Here is a 13,467-nt window from a genome sequence, read left to right on the forward strand (position 1 = left end):
GCAAGCGCACATCGTAAGTTCTACTGCATCGGACAGCAGGCGTCTGCATGCGGGATCGCAATGCACAAATGCACACCGGCGCACAGCACGCCGCTGCTGCGCGCGCCGGCCACGTCACTGCCCTATCGCCCCGTCGAAGCAAGCCGATTTCACTTTGCTTTTAATCCGGCATAGACTGAATCCAGACTTTTTCCGTAAGACGCTTTCTTCGCACTTGCCGTGACCGTTGCCGTGCGCGGCGACGGATGTTTTTGTCGTGCTCCACGAGCCGATGGCGGTCCGACCGGTTCGTGCCTAATCAACACTGAAAAGGGACGACTCATCATGGCCGATACCGGTTACATGGCACGCAAAACCATCGCTGAGATCGTCGCCAGCGCCGACGTCGAAGAAGGCCGTCATCTGTCCAAAACGCTGGGCGCGACGAGTATCACCGCGATGGGCATCGGCGCGATCATCGGCGCCGGCATCTTCGTGCTGACGGGGACCGCCGCCGCGCAGTTCGCGGGGCCGGCCATCACGCTGTCGTTCATCCTGGGCGGCATCGCGTGCGCGTTCGTCGGCCTGTGCTATTCGGAGCTCGCGGCGATGCTGCCCGTGTGCGGCAGCAGCTACACGTATACGTATGCGACGCTCGGCGAAATCTTTGCGTGGATCATCGGCTGGGATCTGATCCTCGAGTACGCGATGGGCGCCGCGACCGTCGCGGTCGGCTGGTCCGGCTATATCGTGAGCCTGTTGCGCAACGTCGGTATCGACATCCCAGCTACCCTCGCCGCCGCCCCCGGCACCGTCGTCAAACTGGCCGATGGCTCGACGGTCACCGGCGTGATCAACCTGCCGGCGGTGGTGATCATCGCAATCCTGACCACGTTGCTCGTGTTGGGGACCAAGGAATCGGCGCGCCTGAACAACGTGATGGTCGCGGTCAAGCTGACCGTGGTGGTCGCGTTCATCGCGATCGGCGTGTTTTTCATCAAGCCGGAACACTGGCATCCGTTCATTCCTGCCAACACCGGCCAGTTCGGCAGTTTCGGCATGAGCGGCATTCTGCGCGGCTCGGCCGTGGTGTTCTTCGCGTTCATCGGCTTCGATGCGGTGTCGACCGCCGCGCAGGAGGCGCGACAGCCGCAGCGCGACATGCCGATCGGCATTCTCGGCTCGCTGGTCATCTGCACGGTGCTGTACATCCTCGTTGCCGCCGTGCTGACCGGCCTCGTTCCGTACACCGAGCTGAACGTTCCCGATCCGATCGCCAAGGGCGTCGACACGATCGGGCTCACGTGGTTCGCGATACTGATCAAAATCGGCGCGTTGACGGGGCTGACCACCGTGATACTCGTGCTGCTCTATGGACAAAGCCGCATCTTCTTCACGATGTCGCAGGACGGTCTGTTGCCGCACTTTTTCGCGAAGGTGCATCTGCGTCTGCACACACCTTATCTGAGCCAGATCCTGATCGGCACGGTCGTCGCGATCGTCTCGGCGCTGACGCCGATCGGCGTACTCGGCGAGATGGTCAGCATCGGCACGCTGTTCGCGTTCGTGCTCGTGTGCGGCGCGGTGATCTATCTGCGGCGCAGCGACTCCGAGGCGGCGCGTCCATTCCGGGCACCCGGCGTACCGGTCGTGCCAGTGCTCGGCATCCTGTTCTGCCTGCTGCTGATGGTCGGCCTGCCGCTCGTCACGTGGCTGCGTCTCGTCGTGTGGCTCGTGATCGGCATGACGATTTATCTGTCATACGGCCGCAATCATTCGGTGTTGCGCCATCCGGAGCGCAAGCGTACGTGACTGTTATTCAGTGACAATTGCATGCCTTTAAATAGCCGCGATTACCGGATGGGCAATTGACATGTAATTGACGATTGCCATTCAACCTGCCGGTCTCTTTGGACATGCGCGCTGCGTCTCTATCCGGCGATCCACGTGGTGCCGCGTTTGCGAGCGCGAAGCCTGGTCCTGCTCGCGACACCAAGAATAAATTGACAAGCCACCCAGACACGGTAGGATCAACGGAAATATTTTTCCGCGCATTAACGCGCCCACACTCGTTCCCAATAGTTAATTCGACCGCAAACCGGTAAAACCGTCACCGATCTCACGCGCAAAAAAGGCTGCCTTGATCAAAGGAGTTTCGCTTGCTTTGCTCCGCATTCCGCCTGCGTAGTCGTGCCGTATCGCTGCTTGTTACCGGTTTGCCGCTCCTGCTTGCCGCCTGCAACGACCGGTCGCAGACTCCCACCGCCGCGTCGATGCCGCCGCCGGTTCCCGTGCTGGTCGAAACGGTTTCCACCACCCCTGTCGCCGATGTGGTCGAGTTGCCGGGCCGCATCGAGGCCGTGCGTACCGCCGAGATTCGCGCGCGCGTCGATGGCATCGTCGAGCGCACGCTCTATCAGGAAGGCACGGACCTGCCGGCCAACGCCCCGCTCTTCCAGATCGACGCGAGCGACTATCGCGCGCAGTTGCAGCAGGCGCAGGCCGCGCTCACGCGCGCGACCGCCGTGCGAGACAACGCGGCGTCGGTCGTGGAGCGGTTCAAGCCGCTCGTCGGCCGTCATGCGGTCAGCGCGCAGGAATACGACGCCGCGCTCGCGACGATGCAGCAGGCGCAGGCCAATGTCTCCGATGCGCAAGCGGCGGTTGCGCTTGCGCAACTGCGGCTGGATCGCTGCATCATACGCACGCCGATCGCCGGGCGCGCGGGCCGCGCGCTCGTCACCGAAGGCGCGCTCGTCAGCGCGGGCGCGGCAACGCTGCTCACGCAAGTCAATCAGCTGACGCCGATCAACGCGGTGTTCACGCAGTCGAATACTGTGATGCTCGATGTCGAGCAGCAGATCCAGTCGGGCGCGCGCAAGCCGACCAGCATGAAGCACGTCGAGGTGCAACTGATCCTCGCCAACGGCCAGGTCTACAACGAGCGCGGTTTTCTCGACTTCGCCGATCTCGTCATCGATCCGTCGACCGGCACGCAGACGGTGCGCGCGCGCTTCGCGAATCCGGACCGCACGCTGTTGCCGGGGCAGTTCGTGCGCGGGCGCATCATCGCGGCGGGCACGCTGCAGGGCATCCGTATTCCCGAGCGGGCGGTGCAACTCGACAACGGCGTTGCGAGCGTCGCGCTGGTCGCCGACGACGGCACCGTGGTTCGCCGCAACATCGATCTAGGCGAACAGGGCGAAGGATGCTGGACCGTGCGCGGTGGCCTGAAGCCCGGCGAGCGCCTGATCGTCGACGGCTGGCAGAAGGTGCAACCGGGTCAGCACGTCGACGCGCGGCCCGCGCCCGATGCTTCGCCAGCGGCGCAGCCGGCCGCGCCCCCCGCCCCCGCTTCTGCCGCGCACTGACGGGCGGGCCGATGAATCGATTCTTCGTCGCCCGGCCGGTTTTCGCGTGGGTCATCGCCCTGTTTATCGTGCTGTTCGGCGCGATCGCGCTCGCGCTGTTGCCGGTCGAGCAGTACCCCGACGTCGCCCCGCCGTCGCTCAGCATCGCCGCGGTGTACAGCGGCGCCGACGCGAACACGCTCGAGCGTACCGTCACGTCGATCGTCGAAGACGAGATGAATGGCATCGACAATTTCCTGTACATGTCGTCGGTGAGCCGCTCGAACGGCACGATGCAGATCACCGTGGTGCTGAAGCCCGGCACCGATCTCGACGTCGCGCGCAGCCAGGTGCAGGACCGTCTGAGCCGCGTCGAGCCGCGCCTGCCGCTCGAAGTCCGGCAGGTCGGTGTGCGCGTGACGAAGGCGTCGTCGGGCTTTCTGATGCTGCTTGCGCTGCAGGCGACCGACAGCTCCACCAGCGCCGTCGCGATGGGCAACTTCGCGACGAACAACATCGTCAACGAGTTGCGCCGGATCGACGGCGTCGGCGACGTGCAGCTGTTCGGCTCGTCGTACGCGATGCGAATCTGGATCGATCCGCGCAAGCTCGCGGGCTTTGGTCTGTCGGCAAGCGAGGTGCTGCAGGCGATCCAGGAACAGAACAGCCAGACCGCCGGCGGCGGCCTCGGCGATCAGCCGATCGCGCCGGGCTCCGAATTCACCGCGCAGATCGTCACGCAAAGCCGCTTCACCACGCCCGAGCAGTTCCGCGAGATCATCGTGCGCGCGAATCCGGATGGCTCGACCGTGCGGGTAGGCGACGTCGCGCGCGTCGAACTCGGCAACGACAGCTATGGCAACCGGCTCACCGTCAACGGCAAGGCGTCGGCCGGCATCGCGATCCAGCTCGCGAGCGGCGCGAATGCGCTCGCGGTAGCGAACGCGGTGCGCCAGCGCATGCGCGAATTACAGCCGATCTTCCCGCGCGGCGTCACGTGGACCGTGCCGTTCGACACCACGCCGTTCATCACGACCTCGGTGCAGGGCGTGATCCGCACGATGGTCGAAGCGCTGCTGCTCGTGACGGTCGTGGTGTTCCTGTTCCTGCAGGACTGGCGCGCGACCGTGATCCCGACGATCGTCGTGCCGATCGCGCTGATCGGCACCTGCGCGGGGCTCTATCTGTTCGGGCTGTCGATCAACATTCTGTCGCTGTTCGGCATGGTGGTCGCGATCGGTATCCTCAACGACGACGCGATCGTCGTCGTCGAAAACGTCGCGCGCATCATGCGCGAGGAAGGGCTCGGCGCGCCGCGCGCAACCGTCAAAGCGATCGGGCAGATATCGGGAGCGGCGATCGCGAGTACGCTGGTGCTCGTCGCGGTGTTCATTCCGATGGCGTTTTTTCCTGGCTCGACGGGCGGCATCTACCGGCAGTTTTCGGTCACGCTGGCGGTGTCGATCCTGCTGTCGACGGTGCTGGCGCTGACACTCGGCGCGGCGTTGTGCGCGGCGATGTTGCGCAGCGAGGCGGCCGCAAAGCGACGGCCGAAGAACCCCGCGTCACGTCTGCTGCACGGCGTGTTCGGCGGCTTCAATCGCGCGCTCGACGCGGGCACCACGCGCTATATCGGCGGCGTCGATGCGATGCTGCGCGCGCCGCTGCGCTGGCTGCTGGTGTTCGTCGCGGCCTGCGCGATCACCGCGTTTTTCTTCACGCGGCTGCCGACCGGCTTTCTGCCGACCGAGGACCAGGGATACATATTCGTCACCTATACCGGGCCGCCGGGTTCGACCGACCAGCGCACGCAGCGTGCGATCGATCAGGTCGAGGCGTTCTTGCGAACGCAGCCGCAGGTGCGCAACGTCGCGTCCGTGACGGGCTTCAGCTTCTTCGGTCAGGGGCAATCGGCGGCGCTGTCGTTCGTCGATCTGAAGCCATGGGACGAGCGCTCGGGCGAGGAAAATTCGGCGAGCGCGCTGGTGCGCCGCGCGAATGCGGCGTTCCGGCAGATTCCCGAGGCGATCATTTTCGCGCTCGATCCGCCGCCGATTCCGTCGCTCGGCACCGCGACCGGCTTCACGATGAAGATCCAGGATCGTAGCGGCGTCGGCGGCGAAGCGCTGCAACAGGCCGCGCAGCGCATGATGATCGATGCGTCGCAAAGCCCTCTTCTTGCGGGCGTGCGCGCCGAGGGCATGCCGGAGGCGCCGCAACTCTATGTCGAGATCGATCGCGTGAAGGCGCGCGCGCTCGGTCTGCAGATCGGTCAGGTGAACCAGGCGCTCGCGCTGACGTTCGGTTCGAACTACGTGAACGACTTCGTGTTCGAGGGCAACGTGCTGCGCGTGCTGTTGCAGGCTGACGCCGAGCAACGCATGCGCGCCGAGGACGTGAGCGCACTGCGCCTGCGCAACAACCGCGGCGAGATGGTGCCGTTCTCGGCGTTCTCGCACGTGCGCTGGATTTCCGGGCCGCAGCAACTCGAACGCTATAACGGCTTTCCGTCCGCGACGCTGTCTGGGCAGGCCGCGCCCGGCCGTTCGAGCGGCGCGGCGATCGCCGAGATGGAACGCATCGCGTCGCACGTGTTGACCGGCAGCCTGAGCTACGAATGGACCGGCACTGCGTTCGAGGAAAAACAGGCGAGCGGGCAGATCGGCATGCTGCTGGGATTGTCGCTCGTCGTCGTGTTCCTGCTGCTCGCGGCGCTGTACGAGAGCTGGGCGATTCCGGTCGCGGTGTTGCTGATCATCCCGTTCGGCGTGATTGGCGCGGTACTGCTGACGATGCTGCGCGGACTGTCAGCGGACGTGTACTTCAACATCGGCCTCGTGACGATCATCGGCCTTGCCGCAAAGAACGCGATTCTGATCGTCGAGTTCGCGATCAAGGAGGAAGCCGAAGGAAAGGATGCGCTGGCCGCTGCGAAGAACGGCGCACAGCAGCGTCTGCGCCCTATTCTGATGACGAGCGTCACGTTCGTGTTGGGCATGCTGCCGCTCGTGCTCGCGACCGGCGCGGGCGCTGCGAGCCGGCGTGCGGTCGGCACCGGCGTGATGGGCAGCATGCTGACCGCGACGATGTTCGGCATCTTCTTTACGCCGCTGTTCTACGTGGCCGCGCGTCGCTGGCTGAGCCGCAAGAAGCGCAGCATCGATCTCGACGATGACGATCGGCCGACGGCCACGCCGGGCGAATTGGGTAGAGGGCAGCGCGATGCCTAAGAGCCTTCATCCGAGCCTTCATCGGTGCCTTCATCAGCGCCTGCTGCTGCCCCTCTTCTGCTGCTCGCTCGCCGCCTGCAACTTTGCGCCGAAGTATCAGCAGCCCTCGCTGCCGATCGCCGATCATTTCGACACGACGGAGACCGTCAATCCGGCCGCCGCGCATCTGGCAAGCGAAGTCGATTGGCAGACCTTCTTCGCCGATCCGCGACTGAAGCTGCTGATCGAGGCCGCGCTCGAGCACAACCGCGATCTCGCCGCGTCGATCGCGCGCATCGAGCAGGCGCGCGCGTTTTATCGCATCCAGAACGCCGCGCGTTTGCCGCAGGTCAATGCGAACGCGGGTGCGACCCGCACGAAGGCGCCGCTCGGTTCGATCGACCCCGAGTTCGACAACACGGACATCTCGGTCCAGTTCAACCAGTACAACGTGCAGGCCGCGGTGACGTCGTTCGAACTCGACTTCTGGGGGCGCGTGCGCAATACCAGCGAAGCGGCGCGGCGCCGGTATCTGGCCACCGTCGACGCGCAGCACGCGTTCCGTTTGTCGCTGATCGGCAATGTCGCGTCGAACTACTACGCGATCCGTTCGGGGGAAGAAGGCATCGCGCTCGCGCAACGGACGCTCGACAGTCGGCGCTACGCGCTGGAAGTCGCGAAGATGCGGCTCGATGCGGGCGTCACGTCGATGGTCGATTACGACCAGGCCGCCATTCTCGTCACGCAGGCGCAGACGCAGCTCGCGGAGCTGCAACGAACCACCGCGCAGCAGCGCAATCTGCTCGAGGTGCTGATCGGCGGGCCGCTGAACGAGGCGCTACCGCAAGCGCCGCCGATCGCCGACGCCGCGCAGTTCCGCGAACTCGATGCGGGCCTGCCCTCCGCGTTGCTGATCGACCGGCCGGACATCCAGCAGGCCGAGCAGCAGCTGCGCGCGGCCAATGCCGACATCGGCGCCGCTCGCGCGGACTTTTTCCCGCGCATCGCGCTGACGGGCAGCTTCGGTTATGTGTCGCCGGAACTCGGGGATCTGTTCGTGCCGGCCAAGCAGGCGTGGTCGTTCGGCGCGCTGGTCGGCATGCCGATCTTCGATGCGGGACAGCGCCAGGCGCAACTCGCGCAGGCGCGCGCGCGGCGCGACGAACTGGTCGCCGACTATCAGCGCACGGTGCAGAACGCGTTTCGCGAGGTCTCCGATGCATTGGTCGCACGGCAACGCTACAAGGAGCAGATCGCGGCGCAGGAACAGGCGGTGCAGGCGCAGCGGCAGCTCGCCGAAACGGCGGAGCTGCGTTACGAAAACGGGATCTCGATCTATCTGGAGGTAGTGGATGCGCGACGCAATCAGTTTGCCGCCGAGCAGCAATTGATCCAGCTTCGGGCGACAGCGTTGCAGAATGGCGTGTCGCTTTACGTCGCGTTGGGGGGCGGACCCGACGAGCCGCCGAACGTATCGCAAAGCACGTCTCACGCGGATGGGGTCCAGCCGTCCAACTGAGGCACGCGCGCTGCATCAGCGCGTCGTGCCCGCCGCCGGCATTGCACCGGCGGGTTCTACTCATCAGCCAAGCGTCACGTCGACCGACGCCTGTTCGCCATCGCGCACCACGGTGACGGACACGCTTTCGTCCGCCTGCGCGATCATGCGGCGCAGCTGCTCGACGCCGCGAATCACCTTGCCGTCGACGGCAACGATGATGTCGCCCGCCTGAATGCCTGCCTCGGCGGCCGGACCGGTGGCCTGCTGCACCACCACGCCGCCCGGCAGCTGCGCTTGCTGCAGTTCGTCGCGGCTCAGCGGACGCACGGCGACGCCCAGACGCGGACGGTTCTGCTGCTGCGGTTGCTCCTGCTGCTCTTCGCGCGGCTGGGCCGACGCCATGTCCTGCGCTTGCTGCGCGCCTACCGTCACCGACAGCTTGTTTTCGCTGCCGTTGCGCCACACGCTGATCGTCGCTTTGCTTCCCGGCGACAGTTGCGCAACCTGACCGACCAATTCCCTGGTGTTATCGATATGCTTGCCATTCACGCCGACGATCACGTCGCCCTGGCGCAGACCGGCTGCGTGCGCGGGACCATTCGGATCGACGGAGCCGACCAGTGCGCCGCCCGTCGAGTCGAGGCCGAGCGCCTTCGCCTTGTCAGCGCTGAGCGGCTGCACGGCCACGCCGATGCGGCCGCGAGTCACGTGACCAGTGCTCACGAGCTGGTCTTTCACATGCATCGCCGCATCGATCGGAATCGCGAACGACAGACCCTGGAAGCCGCCAGTGCGGGAGTAGATCATCGAGTTGATGCCGATCACTTCGCCATTCAGATTGAACAGGGGACCGCCCGAGTTGCCCGGATTGACCGGCACGTCGGTCTGGATGAACGGGATCGGGCTGTCGTCGGACATCGAGCGCGATTTCGCGCTGATGATGCCCGAAGTCACCGTGCTGTCGAAGCCGTACGGCGAGCCGATGGCCACGACCCATTCGCCGACCTTGCTGCTGTCCGGGTTGCCGATCTTCACGGTCGGTAGATTGTTCGCGTCGATCTTGACGACGGCGACGTCGGTGGTCTTGTCCTTGCCGATCACCCGGGCGCGGAATTCACGGCCGTCGGTGAGCTTCACGCTCACGCTGGTCGCGCCGTCGACGACGTGATTGTTGGTCAGGATGTACCCGTCCTGGCTGATGATGAAGCCCGAGCCGAGCGCTTCGCCGCCGCTCTTGCGTTGACCGTTCTCGTCGATCGACGCGGCTGCCTTGACGCCGATATGCACGACCGCCGGACCATAGCGCGTGACGATGCTGGAGAAGTCCGGTGCCGACGAGCGCGAGCCGACGATATCCGCCGCCGCGTGCAGCGACGACGTCGGGCCCTGCGTGTCGCTCACGGACGCATCGGCATTGCGATGGCTGAGCGCATACGCGCCGCCAAAGGCGAGTACTACGCAAATCGCAGCGCTACCGCTCCAGTATTTTTTCGTGGTCATAGTCAAGGGAATATTGCCGAAAATTTCGAGATGGATGCGTAATGTAGTGGCCTCCTCTTAAACAAGGCTTAAAGATGGTGCTCGATCAGAACGGGCGAAGAAGCCTTGATTTATGGGCTATTTGCGCGTGCGCGCTTGCGGCCACCGTTGCGCGTGCATCTGTCGCGCGACGTGAGCATGAATTGACGTGTGGTTTATCGTGCCCGACCGGTGATTTCCCCAGGATTGACCCCGCCGAAACCGGTTCCGATAATAGCCATATCGTGGACTTGATATCCACCATGTGGACATGAAGTTCTTTGAGCACACTTCGCGAGGAATTTCCGCATGCCAGAGGCTAATCAATCCGCTTTGACGCCGTACCAACTGCCGTTCCCGAAGGAAGCGCGAAAGGAAATCGTCGTGCCCTTCGCGATTCCGACCGACGAACGCGTGTGGGTCCCGCAGGCCGAAAACGTGTCGTTCCGTCCGCTATGTCTGAATGCGTCGCAGGGATACTGGATGAATCTGCTGCGCGTGCGCCGCTCGGGTGTGCTGAGCCGCCATCGTCATCCGCAGGCCGTGCACGGCATGGTGCTCAAGGGCCACTGGCGCTATCTCGAACATGACTGGGTCGCGACCGAAGGCAGCTACGTGTACGAGCCGCCGGGCGAAACGCATACCTTATATGTGCCCGAAGACGTCGAGGAAATGATCACGTACTTCCAGGTCAACGGCGTGATGTTCTATTGCGATCCATACGGCAACTACACCGGCTACGAAGACGTGTTCACGAAGATCGACATGTGCCGCAAGCACTACACGGCGGTCGGGCTCGGCGAAGACTACGTCGACCAGTTCATCCGGTAAACAACACGCCCAACGACTCTGCAATACCCGGAGTCACAGCAACACCATCCCGACACAGCAGGACCCATTGCGCAGGAGACAAGCATGCTTCAGAAGTCGCAACGTCTGAAACGTATCCAGGTGGTCGCCGTCGTCTTCCTGACGGTTGCGGGCATCGTCAATTATCTCGACCGCAGCACGCTGTCGATCGCGAATCATCTGGTCAGCGAGGAATTGCATCTGTCGGCTTCACAGATGGGGTTGCTGCTGTCCGCATTCTCGTTGTCGTATGCGTTCGCTCAGTTGCCGGTCGGCGCACTGCTCGACCGTTTCGGTTCGCGCGTGATGCTCGGCCTCGGCATGCTCGTGTGGTCGATCGCCCAGGTCGCGGGCGGCTTCATCCAGACGCTCAATCACTTCCTGAGCGCGCGCGTCGTGCTCGGCATCGCCGAGGCGCCGTTGTTTCCGGCTGGCGCGAAAGTCGTCAGCGAATGGTTCGCGGTACGCGAGCGCGGCACGCCGATCGGCACCTTCATCTCGTCATCCACCATCGCGCCGATGATCGCGCCCCCGCTGCTCACGGTGCTGATGCTGGCCTTCGGATGGCGAACGATGTTCGTCATCATGGGCGTGATCGGCATTATCGTCGCGCTCGCGTGGTACGTCGTCTATCGCAATCGCAGCGAAATCGCGCTGACCGAAGCCGAAACCGCGCATCTGAACGAAGGCGCGACCGCCCAGGAAAACCCGCAGAGCCTCAGCTGGTCCGAATGGGGCGCGCTGTTCAAGCTGCGCAATACGTGGGGCATGATCTTCGGCTTCATGGGCGTGATCTACATGGTGTGGCTCTATCTGACCTGGCTGCCCGGCTATCTCGAGCGCGAGCGTCATCTGAGCATCGCGCATACCGGCTGGCTCGTCGCCATTCCCTATGTGTTCGGCACGATCGGCATGGCGAGCAGCGGCGTGATCGCCGACTATCTGTTGAAGCGCGGCATGGCGCCGATCCGCAGCCGCAAATGGCCGCTGTGTATCGGCCTCGTCGGCGCGGCCGCGTTCACGGTGCCGGCCGCCTACACGCCGAGCACGACGCTCGCAATCGTCTACGTGTCGCTCGCGATGCTGTTCGTGAACCTGTCGAGCGGCAGCGCATGGGCGCTCGTCAGCGTCGCCGCGCCGCGCCACCTGGTCGCGTCGCTCGGCAGCATGCAGAACTTCGGCGGCTATCTGGGCGGCTCGTTCGCGCCTGTGATCACGGGCATCGTCGTCGATCAGACGCATTCGTTCGTCAACGCGCTGCTGATCAGCGCGGCGGTTGCGTTCGCGGCGGCGCTCGTCTATCTGTTCGTCGTCAAGGAAGTGGCGCCCGCGCCGCTCGCGAGTTCGATCGAGACCCAACCCACCTGACGCGGCTTCTCACATGACATTCCAGAATCAGCTACTCGAAGGCAAGACCGCGCTCGTGACCGGCGGCTTGTCCGGCATCGGCGCGGCAATCGCCAACGCGCTCGCGCAACTCGGGGCGCAGACGATCGCGGCCGGTTTGCCGCTGCCCGCAGGCGCACCCGATACGCTCGAACGCGAGATCCCGCGCGTCACGCTGGACGTGCGCTCGGCGGACGCCGTAAGCGCAGCGGTTAACGCGTTCGAGCGTCTCGACATCGTGGTCAACTGCGCGGGCGTGATAAGCCGCGCCGAAGAACATCGGCTCGACGTGTTCGAACGCGTGATGGATATCAATCTGAACGGCACGATGCGGGTGTGCGCGGCCGCGCGCGACTTGCTGAAGGCGTCGGCGGGCTGCATCGTGAATACGGCGTCGATGCTGAGTTTTTTCGGCGGCGGTCTCGTGCCTGCCTATAGCGCGAGCAAGGGCGCGGTGGCGCAGCTAACGAAGTCGCTAGCCATCGCGTATGCGGCCGACGGCATTCGCGTGAATGCGGTTGCGCCTGGCTGGATCGCAACGCCGCTCACGCAGGCGTTGCAGGACGACGATGGCCGCTCGCAGGCGATCCTCGAACGGACACCGCTGCATCGCTGGGGCACGCCGGCAGAAGTCGCGCAGGTCGCGGTGTTCCTCTGCACGCCGGCGGCGTCGTTCATGACGGGCGCGATTGTGCCGGTCGACGGCGGGTATCTCGTCGCGTGAGCCAGTCGTTGCGTGAAGCGGCGTCACCGTCGATTGAGCCATCGATAAAGCATAATTGCGTACCCCTGCCCTGCCTCTATGTAATGTCAAGTTCCGCTTCCAAACCCGCATCGCGCGCTGGCTCCGCCCGCCATGATGCCGTCCGGCACGCTGAGAACAAAGCCGACTCCAAGGCCGTCGCCGGCGCCGCCGCGTTCTCGAAGTTCATTGCGGTGCTGCAACTGATCGCCGATGCGCCAACGCCGCTCAACGTCGCGAAACTGAGCGCGGCGAGCGGCTATCCTCGCCCGACCGTGCATCGCATCGTCGCCGCATTGCAGGCCGAAGGGCTGATCATCGCGAGCGGTAGCGGCAACACCTTCGGCCTCGGACCGCGCCTGATCGATCTCGCGAGCCATAGCTGGGAGCGCTCGGACCTGCGGCTCGCGGCCGTCGACGCGTTGATGGCCTTGCGCGACCTCACGTCGGAGACGATCCACCTCGCGGTGCCGAGTCAGGGCGAGATGGTCTACATCGAAAAGCTCGAAAGCCCGCACGCGGTGCGCATGGCCTCGCGCATCGGCACGCGCGTGTCGCTGACGTCGAGCTCGGTCGGCAAGGCGTATCTGGCGACACTCACATTGCCCGAGCGCGAGGCGCTGCTGAAGAACGCGCCACTCGCGCGTTTCACCGAGCACACGCTGACCGACCTCGACGCCGTGCGCCGCGAGATCGATGCGACCGCGCAACGCGGCTACGCGGAGGATCAGGAGGAGAACGAAGCTTCGATCTGCTGCTACGGCGCCGCGATTCGCGGGCCGGACGGCCGCGCGGCCGGCTGCGTGAGCATCAGCATGCCGACCTTCCGTCGTCGCGACGATGTGCAGGCTACTTACATCGAGCCGCTGCTTGCGGCATGCCGCACGATCGCGGCGCGGCTGGGTCCGGCGAGCGGCAGATAGCAAACGATAC

Annotated in this window: 9 protein-coding genes; 8 read left to right on the top strand and 1 reads right to left on the bottom strand. The window is 64.7% G+C overall.

The window, feature by feature from the left end; all coding sequences use genetic code 11:
• Window positions 1-324: 324 nt before the first annotated feature.
• The 4 genes from AB3X89_RS12615 (at window position 325) to AB3X89_RS12630 (ending at window position 8,057) form a co-directional block, all read left to right on the top strand.
• Complete coding sequence (locus tag AB3X89_RS12615; protein WP_368583566.1) at window positions 325-1,791, top strand: amino acid permease; 1,467 nt, start codon at window positions 325-327, stop codon at window positions 1,789-1,791.
• 347 nt (window positions 1,792-2,138) lie between these two features.
• A complete protein-coding gene (locus tag AB3X89_RS12620) occupies window positions 2,139-3,350 on the top strand; it encodes an efflux RND transporter periplasmic adaptor subunit (protein WP_368583567.1) in 1,212 nt (403 codons plus the stop codon).
• Window positions 3,351-3,361: 11 nt separating this feature from the next.
• Window positions 3,362-6,559, top strand: coding sequence for a multidrug efflux RND transporter permease subunit (locus tag AB3X89_RS12625; RefSeq protein ID WP_368583568.1), 3,198 nt, complete (start codon window positions 3,362-3,364; stop codon window positions 6,557-6,559).
• Window positions 6,552-8,057: an efflux transporter outer membrane subunit gene (locus tag AB3X89_RS12630; protein ID WP_368583569.1), complete on the top strand. Its 1,506-nt coding sequence runs from the start codon at window positions 6,552-6,554 to the stop codon at window positions 8,055-8,057. The genes AB3X89_RS12625 and AB3X89_RS12630 overlap by 8 nt, the downstream gene beginning before the upstream one ends.
• 63 nt (window positions 8,058-8,120) lie before the next feature.
• Here AB3X89_RS12630 and AB3X89_RS12635 read toward each other — a convergent pair whose 3' ends face one another.
• Window positions 8,121-9,539, bottom strand: a complete 1,419-nt coding sequence (locus AB3X89_RS12635) for a Do family serine endopeptidase (RefSeq protein ID WP_368583570.1) — start codon at window positions 9,537-9,539, stop codon at window positions 8,121-8,123.
• A 327-nt stretch (window positions 9,540-9,866) separates the two neighbouring features.
• Here AB3X89_RS12635 and AB3X89_RS12640 point away from each other — a divergent pair, with 327 nt between their 5' ends.
• The 4 genes from AB3X89_RS12640 (at window position 9,867) to AB3X89_RS12655 (ending at window position 13,457) form a co-directional block, all read left to right on the top strand.
• Complete coding sequence (locus AB3X89_RS12640; protein WP_368583571.1) at window positions 9,867-10,388, top strand: 2,4'-dihydroxyacetophenone dioxygenase family protein; 522 nt, start codon at window positions 9,867-9,869, stop codon at window positions 10,386-10,388.
• An 84-nt stretch (window positions 10,389-10,472) separates the two neighbouring features.
• The gene (locus AB3X89_RS12645; protein ID WP_368583572.1) at window positions 10,473-11,774 is read left to right on the top strand and encodes an MFS transporter; all 1,302 of its coding nucleotides are present in this window, start codon (window positions 10,473-10,475) and stop codon (window positions 11,772-11,774) included.
• A gap of 13 nt (window positions 11,775-11,787) precedes the next feature.
• A complete protein-coding gene (locus AB3X89_RS12650; RefSeq protein WP_368583573.1) occupies window positions 11,788-12,516 on the top strand; it encodes an SDR family NAD(P)-dependent oxidoreductase in 729 nt (242 codons plus the stop codon).
• A gap of 83 nt (window positions 12,517-12,599) precedes the next feature.
• Complete coding sequence (locus AB3X89_RS12655; protein WP_368583574.1) at window positions 12,600-13,457, top strand: IclR family transcriptional regulator; 858 nt, start codon at window positions 12,600-12,602, stop codon at window positions 13,455-13,457.
• Window positions 13,458-13,467 lie beyond the last annotated feature (10 nt).

This window comes from Paraburkholderia sp. BR14320 (genome assembly GCF_040948665.1).
Lineage (GTDB): Bacteria > Pseudomonadota > Gammaproteobacteria > Burkholderiales > Burkholderiaceae > Paraburkholderia > Paraburkholderia youngii.